The following is a 17,306-nucleotide window of genomic DNA, read 5'->3' on the forward strand; positions in this document are numbered from 1 at the left end:
CTTTCACTACTTCATTAGTGAAAGGGTGGTGCAGGACGTGGTCGAGTACCGCATCGACCGGCGCAGCGGCGTCGCCACCTACCTCCAGATCGTCCAGCAGACCAAACAGGCCCTCCGCCTCGGCCTGCTGGAACCCGGCGACCGGCTGCCCACCGCCCGCGAGGTCGTCGAAGCCACCGCCATCAACCCGAACACGGTGCTCAAGGCCTACCGCGAACTGGAACGCGAGGGCCTCGTCGAGGCCCGCCGCGGCCTCGGCACCTTCGTACGGAGAACCCTGGGCAGCGCCCCCGCCGACTCCCCGCTGCGCGGCGAACTCGCCGACTGGGCCGCCCGCGCCCGCGCGGCCGGACTGGAACGGGACGACGTGACCGCGCTCCTCGCCTCCGTACTCGACCAGCTCTACGAGGGGGACGACACATGACCAGCGCACTGGAGGCCCACGGCCTCACCAAACGGTACGGACGGCGAGGCTCTCCCGCCCTGGCCGACTGCGCCTTCCGGGTCCCCGCCGGCCGCGTCTGCGCGCTCGTCGGCCCCAACGGGGCGGGCAAGTCCACGCTCCTCACCCTGGCCGCGGGGCTGACACGGCCGACCGCCGGCACGGTCCGGGTCCTCGGCACCGACCCGGCGACCGCCCGCGACCGCATCGCCCACGTGGCGCAGGACAAACCGCTCTACCCCCAGCTCACGGTCGCCGACACCCTCCGCATGGGCGCCGAGCTCAACCCCGGTCGCTGGGACGCCGCCACCGCCGACCGCATCGTCGCCCCGCTCGACCGAGGGGCCCGCGTCCGCGCCCTCTCCGGCGGCCAGCGCACCCGCGTCGCCCTCGCCCTGGCGCTCGGCAAACGGCCCGAACTGCTCCTGCTCGACGAGCCGATGGCCGACCTCGACCCGCTCGCCCGCCACCAGCTGATGGGCACTCTCATGGCGGACGCAGCCGAGCGCGGCACCACCATCGTGATGTCCTCGCACGTCCTGGGCGAACTCGAGGGAGCCTGCGACCACCTCCTGCTCGTCGCCGGCGGCCGCGTCCGCCTCGGCGGCGACATCGACGACGTCCTCGCCGCCCACACCCTGCTCACCGGCCCCGTCGGCGACCTCGCCCCGCACACCGTCGTCGAGTCCCGCGTCACCGGCCGCCAACTCACCGCGCTGGTCCGCCACGACGGCCCGGTCGACCCCACTGCCTGGCACGCCAGGACACCGACCCTGGAGGACCTGTTGCTCGCCCACCTCCGCTCCCCCGAAGCCCCACCGCTCCTCACCCCGAGCACGTCCCCCGGCACGGACGGGACGGTGGCGGCGTGAGCACCCTCGCCCCCCGGGGGCTGACCTGGACGGTGCTCCGGGTGCACCGGAGGGCGCTGCTGATATCCGGCGCCTTCCTCGCGCTCGCCGCCGTCGCCCTGGTGTGGCTGCGCACGGAAGGGCGGGAGGCCGCGACGTCACCCACGTCGTGCGCCACCCCCGCGAGGCCCGGGGTACCGCTCTGCGACGCCGCGTTCTTCCAGGCGCCGCTCTCCGACTTCCCCGGAGACATGAGCCTCGCCGCCACCGTCATCGCCTGGCTCCCGCTGGCCGTCGCCCTCTACGCCGGCGCCGTGCTGTTCGGCGGGGAGATGGAACGCGGCACGGCCCGCCTCGCCTGGACCCAGTCCATCACTCCCGGCCGCTGGTTCGCCACCAAGCTCGTGCTCCCCGCCGTGGTGATCACCGCCGGATTCGCGCTGCTCTCGCTGCTGTACGGCTGGGCCCGCGGCTCCGCCCCCCGAAGGCTGTCCGACCGGTGGTACTACACGGACGTCTTCGTCGCGACGGGCCCCGCGGTCCTCGCGTACGCCCTGCTCGCCCTGGCCGTCGGCGCGCTCGCGGGCCTGCTGGTGCGGCGGGCGCTGCCCGCCGGGGGCATCGCACTCGCCGTCACCGGCCTGGTGATGGTCCTGTGCGAACGGTGGCGGTCCGACTTCTGGACCCCCGTGGAGCAGGTGTGGAAGAACTCCCGGGGCGAGCTGGGCAACAGCGCCTGGCAGCTCGACATGGGCCTGATCACACCCTCCGGCCGGCGCATCCACGACTGCCTGCAGCCGGGCGTCCCGGCGCCTCCGGGCTGCTACGAAGCCCGCTCGGCCCGCCAGTGGTACGCCCTGCACCACCCCGGCGACCACTTCTGGCCCATCCAGCTCGTCGAGACCGGCATCGTCCTCGCCCTCGCCGCACTGGCCACGGTGCTGGCCTTCCGGGTGCTGCGCCGCCACCACGCGTGACCTCGGCCCCCGGGGCGGACGGCCGGGACGGGGGTCCGGCCGTCCGCCCCCAGCGCGTCACGTCACCGTTACCGACCATTCAGACACGCTTGCGAAGCTCGCTCAATGAAGCCCGCCGTGTCCGCGGCCCCCTCCGACGCGCTTGACCAGCCCATCGCGCGGAAGAATGGTGCCATGAGCCAGCAGCCCGCCGAGGTCCAGGTCCCGCAGTCCCAGCCGTCCGTCGGCTCCATAGCCGCGCACCGGCCGCACACCGTGGCACACGTGCCCGTGTCCGACCTGGCGCGGGATCTGGACGCCGACCTCGACACCTACGAGGAGGACGGCACCGGCGCCGAACTGCCCGCCGGCCGCTTCCTCGACCGGGAGCGCAGCTGGCTGGCGTTCAACGAACGGGTGCTGGAACTCGCCGAGGACCCGGCGACCCCCCTCCTCGAACGGGCGAACTTCCTCGCGATCTTCGCCTCGAACCTGGACGAGTTCTTCATGGTCCGCGTGGCCGGCCTCAAGCGCCGCATCGCCACCGGCGTGGCCACCCGCTCCGCCTCCGGACTCCAGCCCCGCGAGGTCCTCGACCTCATCTGGACCCGGTCCCGGGAACTCATGGCCCGGCACGCGGCCTGCTTCCAGCAGGACATCGCCCCCGCCCTGGCCGACGAGGGCATCCACCTCATCCGCTGGCCCGAACTGACCGAGAAGGAGCAGGCCCGGCTCTTCACGCTGTTCCGCCAGCAGATCTTCCCCGTCCTCACCCCGCTCGCCGTCGACCCCGCGCACCCCTTCCCCTACATCTCCGGCCTCTCCCTCAACCTGGCCGTCGTCGTGCGCAACCCGGTCAGCGGCCACCGCCACTTCGCCCGCGTCAAGGTTCCGCCGCTGCTCTCCCGCTTCCTCGAAGCCTCCCCGCAGCGCTACGTCCCCCTCGAGGACGTCATCGCCGCCCACCTGGAGGAGCTGTTCCCGGGCATGGAGGTGCTGGCGCACCACATGTTCCGCGTGACCCGCAACGAGGATCTGGAGGTCGAGGAGGACGACGCCGAGAACCTGCTCCAGGCCCTGGAGAAGGAGCTCATGCGGCGCCGCTTCGGGCCGCCGGTGCGCCTGGAGGTCGAGGAGTCGATCGACCCGTACGTCCTCGACCTCCTCGTCCGCGAGCTGAAGGTCTCCGACGCCGAGGTCTACCCGCTGCCCGGCCCGCTCGACCTGACCGGCCTGTTCGGCATCTCCGCCCTGGACCGGCCCGAGCTGAAGTACCCCAAGTTCGTCGCCGGGACGCACCGCGACCTCGCCGAGGTCGAATCGGCCTCCGCCCCGGACATCTTCGCCGCCCTGCGCGAACGGGACGTGCTGCTCCACCACCCCTACGACTCGTTCTCCACCTCCGTCCAGGCCTTCCTGGAACAAGCGGCGGGCGACCCGGACGTCCTGGCCATCAAGCAGACGCTCTACCGCACCTCCGGCGACTCGCCGATAGTCGACGCCCTCATCGACGCCGCCGAGTCCGGCAAGCAGGTCCTCGTCCTCGTCGAGATCAAGGCCCGCTTCGACGAACAGGCGAACATCAAGTGGGCCCGCAAGCTCGAAGAGGCCGGCTGCCACGTCGTGTACGGCCTCGTCGGCCTCAAGACCCACTGCAAGCTGTCGCTCGTCGTCCGCCAGGAGGGCGACACCCTGCGCCGCTACAGCCACGTCGGCACCGGCAACTACCACCCCAAGACCGCCCGCCTCTACGAGGACCTGGGGCTGCTGACCGCCGACCCGCAGGTCGGCGCCGACCTGTCCGACCTCTTCAACCGGCTCTCCGGCTACTCCCGCCGCGAGACCTACCGCCGGCTCCTGGTGGCACCCAAGTCGCTCCGCGACGGCCTGGTCTCCCGCATCAACAAGGAGATCGTCCACCACCGCGCCGGACGGCCCGCCCACGTCCGCATCAAGGTCAACTCGATGGTCGACGAAGCCGTCATCGACGCCTGCTACCGCGCCTCGCAGGCCGGCGTACCGGTGGACATCTGGGTGCGCGGCATCTGCGCCGTACGGCCGGGAGTGGCCGGCCTGTCGGAGAACATCCGGGTCCGCTCCGTCCTCGGACGCTTCCTGGAGCACTCCCGCGTCTTCGCCTTCGGCAACGGCGGCGAGCCCGAGGTCTGGTTCGGCAGCGCCGACATGATGCACCGCAACCTCGACCGCCGCATAGAGGCACTGGTACGGGTCTCCGACCCGGCCCACCGGGCCGCCCTCAACCGGCTGCTGGACACCGGCATGGCCGACACCACCTCGTCCTGGCACCTCGGACCGGACGGCGACTGGACACGGCACGCCACCGACCACGACGGCCAGCCCCTGCGGCACGTCCAGGAGATGCTGATCGACGCGCGGAGGCGCCGACGTGCCAAACCCTGACCTGATCCCGCCCGGTTCCGCGGGCGAGGCCCTGACGCCCTACCTCCACGCCCGGGCGGCGGACTTCCTCCGCAGCCTGCGCCACCACACCGAGTGCGGCGCGGACACGGCGGGCGCCGAGGAGGCCACCCGCGGGCTGCGCGCCGCGGCCCGCCGCATCAGCGGGACGCTGCACACCTTCCGGCCCCTGCTGGACCCCGCCTGGGCGGACCAGCTGCGTGCCGAACTCGCGTGGCTGTCCGGCACCCTGGCGGCCGAGCACGCCTGTACGTCACGGCTCGTCCGGCTCGTCGACGCGCTCGCCCGGCTGTCCGGCGGCACGGCCACCGTCCCCGCCCCGCGCAGCGGCGGAGGCTCCGGTGCGCAGTCCCTGGCCGTCGGCGCGGCCCGCGCGGGCGCCCTGCTGGAACGGCAGCTCACCCTCGCCAGGACCCGAGCCCACTCCGCCGCCCTCCAGGCCCTGGGCTCGTCCCGGTTCCACGCGGTCGCCGACGCGGTCGCGCTGCTCGCCTCGGAGGTGCCGCTGGGGCCGGCCGCCGCCGCGCCGGCCTCCGAGGTGCTCGGCCCGCCCGCGGAGGTCGTCGAACGGCTCCTGCTGGACGCCGTGGCCGCCCTGCCGATGGCCCCCGCGGTGGGCGGCGAACAGCTCGACGGGCCCTGGCACCAGGTACGGCTCCTGCTGCGGCTGCACCGGTACGCCGGTGAGGTGCGGGGCGCGGAGCCCCTGCTGTACGAGGCGGGCCGGGCGCTGGACCGCCACCGGGACGCCGCCGAGGCCGCGGCCGCCGCCGCGACCGCCGCGCGCACGCCGCGCATCGCCCCCGCGACGGCGTACGCGCTCGGGGTCCTGCACGCGGACCAGCGGCACGAGGTGGAGGCGGCGCGGTACGCCTTCCAGCGCGCCTGGCAGCGCACGGCGGTGACGACGTGATCCGCGCGGCGGGCTGCGTGCTGTGGCGCCGGGCCCCGTCGGGCGACGGGATCGAACTGGCGGTGATCCACCGGCGCAAGCACGCCGACTGGTCGCTGCCGAAGGGCAAGCTGGAGCCCGGCGAGGAATCCCGGCACGCGGCGGTACGGGAGGTGCTGGAGGAGACCGGCATGACGTGCGCGCCCGGCCGGGAGCTGCCGACCGCCCGCTACAAGGTCGCCGGCCGCGCCAAGGAGGTCCGGTACTGGTCCGCCGAGGCCACGGGCGGCGTCTTCCGCCCCAACCGGGAGGTCGACGAACTGGTCTGGCTCACCCCGGACGCCGCCCGCGCCCGCCTGACCTACGACAAGGACAAGGACCTCGTCACCGCGTTCCTCTCCCTGGGCCCGGCCACCTGACGGCGCCGCCGCCCCCGGACCACCTCGCCCCCGCCGGGGCGCGCCCCGGCGGGTGGCAGGTCGCGGCCCCTCCGGCCTCGCCCCCCGGGGGCCCGGCGACCGGCCTCCGCACGGTTCCGCCCGGTGCGGCACCGGTCCGGCGGGTGGCGGGGTGCGGCCCCTCCGGGCTCACCCCCCGGGGGCCCGGCGACCGGCTTCCGCCCGGTGCGGCACCCGTGCGGTGCCTGTCCGGTGGGTGGCGGGGTGTGGCCCCTCCGGGCTCACCTCCTCGGGGCCGGCGGCCCTGGGTCACATGCAAGGGAGCCCACCCCTTGCCTCCCCCAAGCTCTCGCTGCGCTCGAGCAGGGGGCACCCCCATCCCTGCGGGGGCGACCCTGCACGACCCCACCCCGGGCCGTCGCCCGTCTGCCGGCCGGTGGGTGAAGGGCTCGGCCTCGTACCGGCGTGTATGCCGTCTGCAGGTTGACTACGGCGGGTTGTGCCCCGGAGTACGGCGAGGAGGGGCCGTGCAGGGTCGCCCCCGCAGCGGATTGGCGGCGAGTGACGGTGACAGAACCGGCTGGGCGCCCCGCCAACCGCGAGGAGGTGAGCCCGGAGGGGCCCCGTACCCCGCCCACCGGCAGCAACCCATGCCGGCCACGTGGCGCAGGCGCCCGCACCGGACAGGGACTCCCCGCACCCCGCACCCCGCCGGGACCCGCACCCGCACCCCGCCACCCGCCCCGGAGGGGCCACGCGCCCGTCTCACACCAGCGGGGTACCCCGCCGCCCCCCGCGCGCCCCCCGCTCGGGTGGTCGGCGCACCGCCCCGCGTACCGCACGCACCGGCGCACGCCCCCGCCCCCGGCCCGCGGCGCACCGTGCCGTCCCGCGCGGGAGGCATCACGCGGCCGGCAGCACACCGTCCCGCCCCGCGCAAGAGGCACCGCGGGGCCCCGCCGCGCCGCTGGAAAATGAGCCGCGCCACGCCTCACCACGGCTTCCGTCACGGTTCACCTGCCGTTCACTCTCCTCGGTCGGCCACTTCACCTGTTCTGCCTAATTTCGGCCGTACACGGTGAACGGCGCCGCCCACCCGCGGCGCGCCGACCGCCATCCGCTCCCCGACACACGCCGCCCACGACGTACACCGCATGTACACCGGACCGGCGGCTTCTGGAAGGAACACCCGAAAGTGAAGCTTCAGCGCAAGAACGGGCTTCGCGCCACCGCGCTCGGCGCCCTCGCCGTCTCCGGCGCCCTGGTCCTCACGGCGTGTGGTTCGGACGACAACACCGGCGCCTCCACCGGCGGCAAGAAGACCGGCGCCGCGTCGAACATCGCGTGCGAGGGCGCCAAGGGCCAGCTCCTGGCCTCCGGCTCCTCCGCGCAGAAGAACGCCATGGACCTGTGGGTCAAGAACTACATGGCCGCCTGCACGGGCGTGGAGATCAACTACAAGTCCTCCTCCTCCGGCGAGGGCATCGTCGCCTTCAACCAGGGCACCGTCGGCTTCGCCGGTTCGGACTCCGCGCTGAAGCCCGACGAGGTCGCCGAGTCGAAGAAGATCTGCAAGGGCGGCCAGGGCATCAACCTGCCGATGGTCGGCGGCCCGATCGCGATCGGCTACAACCTGCCCGGCGTGAAGGACCTGGTCCTCGACGCCCCCACGATCGCCAAGATCTTCAACGACAAGATCAAGAAGTGGGACGACCCGGCGATCGCCAAGCTCAACCCGAACGCCAAGCTCCCGAGCACGCCGATCCAGGCCTTCCACCGCTCCGAGGACTCCGGCACCACGCAGAACCTCGGCAAGTACCTGGGCAAGGCCGCCAAGGCGGACTGGCCCTACGAGGCCGAGAAGAAGTGGCCCGCCCCCGGCGGCCAGGCCGCGTCCGGCTCCTCCGGCGTCGCCGCCCAGGTGAAGCAGGCCGAGGGCGCCATCGGCTACTTCGAGCTGAGCTACGCCACCTCGCAGAGCATCCCGACCGTCCAGATCAACACCGGCGCCGCCGCCCCGGTCGCGGCCACCTCGGAGAACGCCTCCAAGGCCATCGCCGCCGCCAAGGTGAAGGGCACCGGCAAGGACCTGGCGCTCGAGCTGGACTACGCCACCAAGGCCGAGGGCGCGTACCCGATCGTCCTGGTGACCTACGAGGTCGTCTGCGACACCGGCAACAAGGCCGAGACCCTCGACACGGTCAAGTCCTTCCTGACGTACACCTCCTCCGACGAGGGCCAGAAGGTCCTCACCGAGGCCGGCTACGCCCCGATCCCCGCCGAGATCAACGCCAAGGTCCGCGAGACCGTCAAGGGCCTGTCCTGACCGAGGGCCGGCCCGGCCGCTCGCCGGGCCGGCCCCCACCCATCCGGTGCACCGCCGCCAGGGGAGCCGCCACAGCGGACTTCCCCCACACAGACCGGAAAGACCATGGCTATAACGACTGACAACGCACCGGCTCCGCCGGTCGCCGGAAAGCCGGGCGCCACCTCGACCGGCCGAGCGGGCGACAAGATCTTCCTGGGCCTCTCGCAGGGCTCGGGCATCCTGCTCCTGGTGATCATGGCGTCGATCGCCGTGTTCCTCACCTACCGCGCCTCGCTCGCGCTGGCCGAGAACGAGGGCAACTTCCTCACCACCTTCGACTGGAACCCGGCCGGCGACCCGCCCGTCTTCGGCATCGCGGTCCTGCTCTTCGGCACGATCGTCAGCTCGATCATCGCGATGGTGATCGCGGTCCCGATCGCCGTCGGCATCGCGCTGTTCATCTCGCACTACGCGCCCCGCAGGCTGGCCGCGCCCCTCGCGTACGTCGTCGATCTGCTGGCCGCCGTGCCGTCGATCATCTACGGCATCTGGGGCGCCCTCTTCCTCGTCCCGTACCTGGAGGGCCTGAACTCCTGGCTGGACGAGTTCCTGGGCTGGACGTACATCTTCGAGAAGACCGAGGTCGGCGTCGCCCGCTCGCTGTTCACCGTCGGCATCCTGCTCGCGATCATGATCCTGCCGATCGTGACCAGCGTCAGCCGTGAGGTCTTCCTCCAGGTGCCGCGCATGAACGAGGAGGCCGCCCTGGCCCTCGGCGCCACCCGCTGGGAGGTCATCCGCCTCTCGGTGCTGCCGTTCGGCCGCTCCGGTGTCATCTCCGCCTCGATGCTGGGCCTCGGCCGCGCGCTCGGCGAGACGATGGCCGTGGCCACGGTCCTCTCCCCGAGCTTCGTGATCTCGCTGCACCTGCTCAACCCGGGCGGCGGGACGTTCGCCCAGAACATCGCCGCGAAGTTCGACGAGGCCAACGAGCTCGGGCGGGACGCCCTGATCGCCTCCGGCCTGGTGCTCTTCGTCCTCACCCTGCTGGTCAACGGCGCGGCCCGCCTGATCATCGCGCGCCGCAAGGAGTACTCGGGGGCGAACGCCTGATGAGCAACGTGATCCAGGACGCGACCCCCGCCCAGGCCGTCACCGGCCCGGGCAAGGACACGCTCAGCCAGCGGCACCTGCCGCGCTGGGCCCCGGCCGGCTTCGCCGCCGTGTCGGTCGCCCTCGGCATCGGCATCGGCGCGGGCGCGGGCCTGCAGAGCCGCATCCAGTGGGGCCTGATCTCCGCCGCCCTGTTCGTCGTCATCTCCTACGTGGTGACCTCGACCGTCGAGAACCGCCGCCAGGCCAAGGACCGGCTCGCCACCAGCGTCGTCTGGGTGTGCTTCCTCCTCGCCGTGATCCCGCTGCTGTCCCTGATCTGGACGACGGTCAGCCGGGGCATGAAGGTCCTCGACGCGTACTTCCTCACCCACTCGATGGCCGGCGTGCCCGGCTTCGAGGCCGGCGGCGGTGTCTACCACGCGCTGATCGGCACGCTGGAGCAGGTCGGCCTCGCCACCCTCGTCTCCGCACCGATCGGCCTGCTGACGGCCGTCTACCTCGTCGAGTACGGCAAGGGCGCGCTCGCCAAGGCGGTGACGTTCTTCGTCGACGTCATGACCGGCATCCCGTCGATCGTCGCCGGCCTGTTCATCCTGTCGATCATGCTGATCGCGGGCCTGGCACCGTCCGGCCTGATGGGTGCGCTGGCGCTGGCGATCCTGATGATCCCGGTCGTGGTCCGCTCGACCGAGGAGATGCTCAAGCTCGTGCCCAACGAGCTGCGCGAGGCCGCGCTCGCCCTCGGCGTACCGAAGTGGCGCGTCATCCTGAAGGTGGTCATCCCGACCGCGATCGGTGGCATCACGACCGGTGTGATGCTCGCCATCGCCCGCATCGCCGGCGAGACCGCCCCGATCATGCTGCTGGTCTTCGGCAGCCAGCTGATCAACACCAACCCGTTCGAAGGCGCCCAGTCCTCGCTCCCGTTCTACATCTGGGAGCAGTACAAGGTCGGCAGCGAGGCGTCGTACGACCGCGCCTGGGCCGCCGCCCTCGTCCTGATCGCCTTCGTCATGATCCTCAACCTGGTCGCCCGCGGCATCGCCCGCTGGAAGGCCCCGAAGACCGGCCGCTGAGGCCACCCGGAAGTGAGTGAAATGGCCAAGCGAATCGACGTCAGCGGCCTCACCGCCTATTACGGCTCCCACAAGGCGATCGACGACATCTCGATGACCGTCGAGCCCCGCTCCGTGACGGCCTTCATCGGCCCGTCCGGCTGCGGCAAGTCCACCTTCCTGCGCACCCTGAACCGGATGCACGAGGTCACCCCCGGTGGCCGCGTCGAGGGCAAGGTGATGCTGGACGACGAGAACCTGTACGGCAAGGACGTCGACCCGGTCGCCGTGCGCCGCACGGTCGGCATGGTCTTCCAGCGCCCGAACCCCTTCCCCACCATGTCGATCTTCGACAACGTGGCGGCGGGGCTGCGCCTCAACGGCTCGTACAAGAAGAACCAGCTCGCGGAGGTCGTCGAGCGCTCCCTCAAGGGCGCGAACCTCTGGAACGAGGTCAAGGACCGCCTCAACAAGCCCGGCTCCGGTCTCTCCGGCGGCCAGCAGCAGCGCCTGTGCATCGCCCGTGCCATCGCGGTCGAGCCGGACGTGCTGCTGATGGACGAGCCCTGCTCGGCGCTCGACCCGATCTCCACGCTCGCGATCGAGGACCTGATCAGCGAGCTGAAGGAGCGGTTCACGATCGTGATCGTGACGCACAACATGCAGCAGGCGGCGCGCGTGTCCGACCGTACGGCGTTCTTCAACCTGGCCGCGGTCGGCCAGCCGGGCAAGCTGGTCGAGATCGACGAGACGGAGCGCATCTTCTCCAACCCGTCGGTGCAGGCGACGGAGGACTACATCTCCGGCCGCTTCGGCTAGGCCGGCGACGTGCCGGTCCGCCCGGGAGAGCGGGCCGGCGACGTGCCGGTGTCCGCCCGGGAGGGCGGGGCCGGACGGGCGTCGCGGCCACGGCCGGAGCGCCGCGGGGTCGTCCCAGGACGTCCGGCCCCGCGGGCGGGAAGACCACCGGGGCAGGCAGGCCCGCCCCGGGACGTACGTCCTGCGGTGCTGCATGGCGGTGCCACCGCAAGGCGAAGGGCCCGCCCCCTGTCCCAGGGGGCGGGCCCGTTTCACCTGCGTGCCGCTCCGACCGCGGCGGCGCCGGCCGCGTCAGCCGAAGAACAGCTGGACCACGAAGAAGCTCACCGCCGCGACCAGTGCCGCCGCCGGCATGGTGATGAACCAGCCGAGGATGATGTTCTTCGCGACGCCCCAGCGCACCGCGTTCACGCGCTTCGTCGCACCCACACCCATGATCGCCGAGGTGATCACATGCGTGGTCGAGATCGGCGCGTGGAAGATGAACGCCGAACCGAACATGATCGACGCGCCCGTCGTCTCCGCCGCGAAGCCCTGCGGCGGGTCCAGCTCGATGATCTTGCGGCCCAGCGTGCGCATGATGCGCCAGCCACCCGCGTACGTACCCAGCGACAGCATCACCGCGCAGGCGACCTTGACCCAGATCGGGATCGCGTCGCCCGCGTCCTGCACATCGGCGATGACCAGGGCCATCACCACGATGCCCATGGTCTTCTGGGCGTCCTGGAGGCCGTGCCCGAGCGCCATGCCCGCCGCCGAGACGGTCTGGGCGATGCGGAAGCCGCGCTTGGCCTTGTGCGGGTTCGCCTTGCGGAAGAGCCACAGGATCACGCACATGACCAGGTAGCCGGCGATCAGGCCGACCACCGGCGAGACGAACATCGGGATGACGATCTTGTCGACGACGCCGCCCCAGTAGACGGTCGTGCCGCCCGCGAGCGCGGCGCCGACCATGCCGCCGAAGAGCGCGTGCGAGGACGACGAGGGCAGCCCGAAGTACCAGGTGATCAGGTTCCAGACGATCGCGCCGACCAGCGCCGCGAACAGGATGCCCATGCCGCGCTGGCCCTCGGGCGTCTGGATCAGGCCCTCACTGACCGTCTTGGCCACGCCGCTGCCCAGGAAGGCACCGGCGAGGTTCATGACCGCGGCCATGGCGAGCGCCGCGCGCGGGGTCAGCGCCCGGGTGGAGACCGACGTGGCGATGGCGTTCGCCGAGTCGTGGAAGCCGTTCGTATATGTGAAGCCGAGCGCGACACCGATGGTCACGACCAGTGCGAAGGTGTCCACGAAGCTCAGGACTCCTTGACCGCGATGGTCTCCACCGTGTTGGCCACGTGCTCGAACGCGTCGGCGGCCTCTTCCAGCACGTCCACGATCTGCTTCAGCTTGAGGACCTCGATGGCGTCGTACTTGCCGTTGAAGAGGTGGGCCAGCAGCTTGCGGTGGATCTGGTCCGCCTGGTTCTCCAGCCGGTTGACCTCGATCCAGTACTCGGTGAGGTTGGTCATCGTCCGCAGGTGCGGCATGGCCTCGGCCGTCAGCTCGGCGGCCCGGGCCAGCACCTCGATCTGCTGCTCGACACCCTTCGGCAGCTCCTCCACGTTGTAGAGGACGACGAGGTCGACGGCCTCCTCCATGAAGTCCATGATGTCGTCGAGCGACGACGCGAGGGAGTAGATGTCCTCACGGTCGAACGGCGTGATGAACGACGAGTTCAGCTGGTGGAAGATCGCGTGGGTGGCATCGTCGCCCGCGTGCTCCGCTGCCCGCATCCGCTCCGCGATCTCGGCCCGGGCGGAGTGTTCCGCTCCGAGCAGTTCCATCAGGAGCTTGGAGCCCGTGACGATGTTGTCCGCGGAAGCGGAGAACATGTCGTAGAAGCTCGTCTCCCTGGGGGTCAGACGAAAGCGCACGTGGGGTCCTCTAGGTGCATGGGTTCGGTCAGGCTGATGCTAGGCGCATCATCCGGCCACGGCTAACCGGCGTTCTTCAGTGTCGCCCATCAGGCACAGTGAACAGAACCGGCCCCCGCCCGCGCGGACAAAGGATCGGTACCATATACCCACGAGGGGTATGCATGGCCCTCGAAGGACAACGGGAGGACGCGATGACGACCACCGAGGCGGCCGGCCTTCCGGTCACGGAAGACGGCTCCGCGGCGACGGACCACGACCACGGCGTGCACGGCTACCACAAGCAGAAGAGCGAGCACCTGAAGCGCCTGCGGCGGATCGAGGGCCAGATCCGGGGTCTGCAGCGCATGGTCGACGAGGACGTCTACTGCATCGACATACTCACCCAGGTCTCCGCGTCCACGAAGGCCCTCCAGTCCTTCGCCCTCCAGCTGCTTGAGGAGCACCTGCGGCACTGCGTCGCCGACGCCGCCGTCAAGGGCGGGGACGAGATCGACGCGAAGGTCGAGGAGGCGACGAAGGCGATCGCCCGCATGATGCGGACCTGACCCGGGACCCGGTCCGGCGCCTGACCCGGGAGCCGGTGCGGGCCCGGTGCCCGAGCCGGCGGTCGGAGCCGGTCCGGCCCCGCCCGGCGCGCTCCGGCCGGGCGGAATCCGGCCATCGAGAACCCGGCTCTCGAGAACCCGGCGCGGGTGTGCCGGGTTCTCACCGGGGCGCTGCTGCTCCGCCGCGCCCCTCGGGTATCACGTTCAGCACCGCGTCGATGAGGTCGGAGCTGAGCCGCTCACCGTCCGCGGCGGACGCCGCGATCATCAGCTCTCCGCACAGCTCGATCTCGGCGAGGGCCACGTGGTCCTGGACTGTCGTCGGAGTGGGCGGGGCCACGCGCATCACCTCTTCCTGCCGGTGTCGGCTTCCTAGCGTAGGGAGCACGACACGCACCGCGCATGGCACGTCCGGACCATTCTGCGATGGTCAGGCCCTGACCCTGCCGGAGTAGATGTCCTCGCGGGCCGGCAGCCGTACGTCGACGGGGGCGCCGAACTCGTACAGCAGCGTGGTGGAGGCGACGGCGACCGTACGCCCCTGGTTGGTGAAGCTGAACCGGTGGCGCACCTTGCGCAGCCGCCCCTCGCGGTCCAGGTACGCGTCGAACGGCACCGCGTCCTTGGCGAACCCTTTCGCCGCCGCCTCGAGCGCCCCCCGCACCTGCGGTGACGCCCCCCGCGCCGCCCGGCCCAGGTCGCTGACCCCGCGGTAGTGGACGACCCGCACGCCCGCGAGGTCCTCCTCGCCGACGCGGGTCACGTCCCGGGCGCCGCGCAGCAGCTCGGCCGCGGCGGCCGGATCGGTCGCCCCGCCGGTGACGAGGTTGCCGTCCTCCAGCGTGGTGGTGTCGACGCGCACCCACTTGTCGGCGGGCACGCCGGCGCCGCGGTTCTTCATGTACAGGGCGCCGGGGGCGAGGAGTTCGGTGATCGGGCGGTGCCCGTCCGTCCCGGAGGGGTCCTCGGGCAGGACGACCCGGAGCCGGCCATGACGTCTGGCGAAGTCGTACACGCCCTCGCCGCGGATGGTGACGCGCGTCCCGCCGGTCGCCATCTCCATGGACGTACGCGCCTTGGACGTGCCCGCCCGCGTCAGGGCGTCGGGGGCACCGCGCACCGCGTCGCCCGGGTCCGTGCCGGGCGAGGCGTCGGCCGCCGCCGAGCATCCGCTGACGAGCGCGCCCACCACGGCGACCGTGACGGCGAACGCGCCGACCCCGTGCCTCTGCTGCACCACCATCGCCTGCCAACCCCCAACACTGTGCCGCCGGCTGCCGGGGCCCGTCCCTCCCCGGGGCTCTGGGGAAGCCGGGAGACCCCAACCACCTAACGAACGCCCGGGCGCACCGTCACGCCGGTACCGTGGAGGGGTGCACGCGCATGATCAGACGCCCGCAGTCCCGGACGTCGGGAACGGCCACGACGCCACCACCACCGAGCGGGGTTCCTTCGCGGTCGCCCGCTGCATCTGCGGCTGGGCCGGGCCGGCGAGGAGGTCGCGCGACCGGGCGCGGCTGGACGCCGCGGGGCACATGGCCGCGCCTCCGGGGGTCCGGGGCGCCTAGGGCGCGGCTTCTCGGACCGGGCCGGACCGGGCCGGATCGGGGAGCGGGATCCGGTGCGTGCGGACGCGCGGCGGAGGAAGGGGCCGACGGGCGGGGGCCCGGGTCTCAGGCCGCGAGGTCGTTCTCGTCCGGGCCGGAGGCGGAGCCGGACCCGAGCCGTGGATCGGCGATGTCCAGCGTCTCGTGCCGCTCGCGCGCGGGGGCCCTGCGCGACCGGACGAGCCGGCCGGCCCGCCCGGAGCGCGCCACGGCGGACACCAGCGGCGTCAGCAGGGCGAGGGCGACGGGGGCGAGGAGCAGCGCGACCGCCGTACCGAGGGCGAAGCCCCCGACGACGTCCGTCGGGTAGTGCACGCCCATGTAGACGCGGCAGAAGCCCTCGACGAGGGCGAGGCCGATCGCGGCGAGGCCGAAGCGGCGGTTGGCGACGAAGACCCCGACGCCGATGGCCATCGCCATGGTGGCGTGGTCGCTCACGAACGAGAAGTCGGTCTTGCCGTCCACCAGGACCTCGAGCCCCTGATGGTCCTTGAACGGCCGCGGGCGTTCCACGAATCCGCGGATGGGGATGTTGACGAGGAGGGCGATCCCGGCGGCGAGGGGCGCCCAGAGCAGTCCGGCGACCGCGGTGACGGAGTCCTCGGGACCGCCGCGCCGGCGCACGCTCCACCAGCACCAGAGCACGACCAGCACCATCGCCAGCATGATCCCGTACTCGCCCGTGAACTCCATGACGCGGTCGAACCACGAAGGGGCGTCCTTCGCCAGGCCGTTGATGTCGTAGAGCAGGCCGACATCGGGGTTCGAACCGTCCGATGCGAGAACAGCCATCTGCTGCGGCCCCTTGCCTTGTGTCACCCGGTGAGTGTCGCCATCGTCAGTCCAGGGAACGACCCGCAGGAGGGGTACGTTCCACTCTCCACGGAACGATCACGACGACGTTACCGAAGAGTGATACGTACGCGCAGCTCAGGGCCGGGTCGTGGGGAGCGCTTTCGCGCCATCCTCGGTCACCCGGGTGGCTCCGAAGTAGTCGGGCGTATCGATCTTGTCGAACCGGATGACGGCCCCGGTGTACGGGGCGTTGATCATGTATCCGCCGCCCACGTAGAGCCCCACGTGCCGGATGGCGCGCGAATTGTTCAAGTCATCCGAGAAGAAAACCAGATCACCCGGCAGCAGCTCGTCGCGCGACGGGTGCGGACCGGCGTTGTACTGGTCGTTGGCGACGCGCGGCAGCTCGATGTCCACCGTCCGGTACGCGGCCTGCGTCAGGCCCGAGCAGTCGAACCGGCCCTGTTGTTCGGGGGTTCCGTTGCCGCCCCACAGGTAGGGCGTGCCGAGCTTCTTCTGGGCGAAGTAGATGGCTCCGGCCGCCTGGCGGGACGGTTCGACGCGGCCGACGGGCCGGGCGAAGCTCTTCTCCAGGGAGCGGATGATCCGCACGTAGTTCTGCGTCTCGCTGATCCCGGGCACCCCGCCGGCCTTTATGACCCGGTAGGCGCCGGCGTTGTAGGCGGCGAGCATGTTGTTCGTCCTGTCGCCGGGCACGTTCTTCACGTACCCGGCCAGTTCGCAGTCGTACGAGGCGGCGGACGGGATGGCATCCGCCGGGTCCCAGACGTCCCGGTCGCCGTCCTTGTCGCCGTCGATCCCGTGCGAGGCCCATGTGCCGGGGATGAACTGGGCGATGCCCCGGGCGTCGGCGTGGCTGACCGCCCGGGGGTTCCATCCGCTCTCCTGGTACAGCTGGGCGGCGAGCAGGGCCGGGTTGATGGCGGGGCACAGGTTCCCCCACTTCTGCACCAGCGGCTGGTACGCGGCGGGCACGGCGCCCTTGGCCAGCCCGACGGCCCCGCGCAGGGCGCCCCCGGCGCCGCCGAGCAGTCCGGCGGCGGCCGAGTACGTCCCGACGACGAGCAGCGCGACGAAGCTCAGGCACGCCCCTACGGACACCCCGGCGACGAGCCACGCCTTACGCACCGTCAACCACCCCTC

18 protein-coding genes are annotated in these 17,306 nt (G+C 71.9%); 12 read left to right on the plus strand and 6 right to left on the minus strand.

Going from position 1 to position 17,306, the window contains the following annotated elements; genetic code table 11:
• The first annotated feature begins 37 nt into the window (after nt 1-37).
• The 10 genes from A4V12_RS03100 (at nt 38) to pstB (ending at nt 11,276) form a co-directional block, all read left to right on the plus strand.
• Entirely contained in the window at nt 38-424 is a 387-nt protein-coding gene (locus A4V12_RS03100) for a GntR family transcriptional regulator (RefSeq protein ID WP_064067654.1), read from the plus strand.
• Nucleotides 421-1,314: an ABC transporter ATP-binding protein gene (locus A4V12_RS03105; RefSeq protein WP_064067608.1), complete on the plus strand. Its 894-nt coding sequence runs from the start codon at nt 421-423 to the stop codon at nt 1,312-1,314. Before A4V12_RS03100 ends, A4V12_RS03105 begins: the two co-directional genes overlap by 4 nt.
• Nucleotides 1,311-2,270: a hypothetical protein gene (locus A4V12_RS03110; protein ID WP_064067609.1), complete on the plus strand. Its 960-nt coding sequence runs from the start codon at nt 1,311-1,313 to the stop codon at nt 2,268-2,270. Before A4V12_RS03105 ends, A4V12_RS03110 begins: the two co-directional genes overlap by 4 nt.
• A gap of 174 nt (nt 2,271-2,444) precedes the next feature.
• Entirely contained in the window at nt 2,445-4,670 is a 2,226-nt protein-coding gene (locus A4V12_RS03115) for an RNA degradosome polyphosphate kinase (RefSeq protein WP_064067610.1), read from the plus strand.
• Complete coding sequence (locus A4V12_RS03120) at nt 4,657-5,601, plus strand: CHAD domain-containing protein (protein ID WP_064067611.1); 945 nt, start codon at nt 4,657-4,659, stop codon at nt 5,599-5,601. Before A4V12_RS03115 ends, A4V12_RS03120 begins: the two co-directional genes overlap by 14 nt.
• Entirely contained in the window at nt 5,598-5,999 is a 402-nt protein-coding gene (locus A4V12_RS03125; RefSeq protein WP_234372052.1) for an NUDIX hydrolase, read from the plus strand. The genes A4V12_RS03120 and A4V12_RS03125 overlap by 4 nt, the downstream gene beginning before the upstream one ends.
• A gap of 1,174 nt (nt 6,000-7,173) precedes the next feature.
• Nucleotides 7,174-8,304: a phosphate ABC transporter substrate-binding protein PstS gene (gene pstS, locus A4V12_RS03130; protein WP_064067613.1), complete on the plus strand. Its 1,131-nt coding sequence runs from the start codon at nt 7,174-7,176 to the stop codon at nt 8,302-8,304.
• Nucleotides 8,305-8,409: 105 nt separating this feature from the next.
• Nucleotides 8,410-9,399, plus strand: a complete 990-nt coding sequence (gene pstC, locus A4V12_RS03135; protein WP_064067614.1) for a phosphate ABC transporter permease subunit PstC — start codon at nt 8,410-8,412, stop codon at nt 9,397-9,399.
• Entirely contained in the window at nt 9,399-10,478 is a 1,080-nt protein-coding gene (pstA, locus tag A4V12_RS03140) for a phosphate ABC transporter permease PstA (RefSeq protein WP_064067615.1), read from the plus strand. Before pstC ends, pstA begins: the two co-directional genes overlap by 1 nt.
• 21 nt (nt 10,479-10,499) lie before the next feature.
• On the plus strand, nt 10,500-11,276 hold the full coding sequence (gene pstB, locus A4V12_RS03145; RefSeq protein ID WP_064067616.1) for a phosphate ABC transporter ATP-binding protein PstB: 777 nt from the start codon (nt 10,500-10,502) through the stop codon (nt 11,274-11,276).
• Nucleotides 11,277-11,567: 291 nt separating this feature from the next.
• Here the strand turns inward: pstB and A4V12_RS03150 are convergent, their stop codons facing one another.
• Both A4V12_RS03150 and A4V12_RS03155 read right to left on the minus strand, forming a co-directional pair.
• A complete protein-coding gene (locus tag A4V12_RS03150) occupies nt 11,568-12,566 on the minus strand; it encodes an inorganic phosphate transporter (protein ID WP_064067617.1) in 999 nt (332 codons plus the stop codon).
• Nucleotides 12,567-12,571: 5 nt separating this feature from the next.
• Nucleotides 12,572-13,192, minus strand: a complete 621-nt coding sequence (locus A4V12_RS03155) for a DUF47 domain-containing protein (RefSeq protein WP_064067618.1) — start codon at nt 13,190-13,192, stop codon at nt 12,572-12,574.
• A 194-nt stretch (nt 13,193-13,386) separates the two neighbouring features.
• Between A4V12_RS03155 and A4V12_RS03160 the strand changes: the two genes are divergently transcribed.
• Nucleotides 13,387-13,740 carry a metal-sensitive transcriptional regulator gene (locus tag A4V12_RS03160; protein WP_064067655.1) on the plus strand — a complete coding sequence of 118 codons (354 nt, stop codon included), beginning with the start codon at nt 13,387-13,389 and terminating at the stop codon, nt 13,738-13,740.
• 160 nt (nt 13,741-13,900) lie between these two features.
• On the opposite strand, the gene A4V12_RS03165 is transcribed toward A4V12_RS03160, so the two are convergent.
• A complete protein-coding gene (locus tag A4V12_RS03165) occupies nt 13,901-14,086 on the minus strand; it encodes a hypothetical protein (RefSeq protein ID WP_064067619.1) in 186 nt (61 codons plus the stop codon).
• A gap of 84 nt (nt 14,087-14,170) precedes the next feature.
• A complete protein-coding gene (locus A4V12_RS03170) occupies nt 14,171-14,983 on the minus strand; it encodes a hypothetical protein (RefSeq protein ID WP_064067620.1) in 813 nt (270 codons plus the stop codon).
• 130 nt (nt 14,984-15,113) lie between these two features.
• Here A4V12_RS03170 and A4V12_RS34200 point away from each other — a divergent pair, with 130 nt between their 5' ends.
• Nucleotides 15,114-15,308, plus strand: a complete 195-nt coding sequence (locus A4V12_RS34200; protein WP_079136765.1) for a hypothetical protein — start codon at nt 15,114-15,116, stop codon at nt 15,306-15,308.
• 105 nt (nt 15,309-15,413) lie between these two features.
• Here the strand turns inward: A4V12_RS34200 and A4V12_RS03175 are convergent, their stop codons facing one another.
• Together A4V12_RS03175 and A4V12_RS03180 are read right to left on the minus strand one after the other, a co-directional pair.
• Nucleotides 15,414-16,139, minus strand: a complete 726-nt coding sequence (locus A4V12_RS03175) for a phosphatase PAP2 family protein (RefSeq protein WP_064067621.1) — start codon at nt 16,137-16,139, stop codon at nt 15,414-15,416.
• 138 nt (nt 16,140-16,277) lie between these two features.
• Nucleotides 16,278-17,291 (minus strand): NlpC/P60 family protein, encoded by a 1,014-nt coding sequence (locus tag A4V12_RS03180; protein WP_064067622.1) that lies wholly within the window; start codon nt 17,289-17,291, stop codon nt 16,278-16,280.
• Nucleotides 17,292-17,306 lie beyond the last annotated feature (15 nt).

It is taken from the genome of Streptomyces noursei, assembly GCF_001646665.1.
In the GTDB taxonomy this organism is placed as follows: Bacteria; Actinomycetota; Actinomycetes; order Streptomycetales; family Streptomycetaceae; genus Streptomyces; species Streptomyces lavendulocolor.

Bases quoted from the DNA above. Each gene is read 5' to 3' on its own strand.
- A4V12_RS03170 (WP_064067620.1), bottom strand. From the start codon at position 14,983: ATGGTGGTGCAGCAGAGGCACGGGGTCGGCGCGTTCGCCGTCACGGTC.
- pstB (WP_064067616.1), top strand. From the start codon at position 10,500: ATGGCCAAGCGAATCGACGTCAGCGGCCTCACCGCCTATTACGGCTCC.
- pstC (WP_064067614.1), top strand. From the start codon at position 8,410: ATGGCTATAACGACTGACAACGCACCGGCTCCGCCGGTCGCCGGAAAG.
- A4V12_RS03105 (WP_064067608.1), top strand. From the start codon at position 421: ATGACCAGCGCACTGGAGGCCCACGGCCTCACCAAACGGTACGGACGG.
- A4V12_RS03165 (WP_064067619.1), bottom strand. From the start codon at position 14,086: ATGCGCGTGGCCCCGCCCACTCCGACGACAGTCCAGGACCACGTGGCC.
- A4V12_RS03115 (WP_064067610.1), top strand. From the start codon at position 2,445: ATGAGCCAGCAGCCCGCCGAGGTCCAGGTCCCGCAGTCCCAGCCGTCC.
- A4V12_RS03160 (WP_064067655.1), top strand. From the start codon at position 13,387: ATGACGACCACCGAGGCGGCCGGCCTTCCGGTCACGGAAGACGGCTCC.
- A4V12_RS03175 (WP_064067621.1), bottom strand. From the start codon at position 16,139: ATGGCTGTTCTCGCATCGGACGGTTCGAACCCCGATGTCGGCCTGCTC.
- pstA (WP_064067615.1), top strand. From the start codon at position 9,399: ATGAGCAACGTGATCCAGGACGCGACCCCCGCCCAGGCCGTCACCGGC.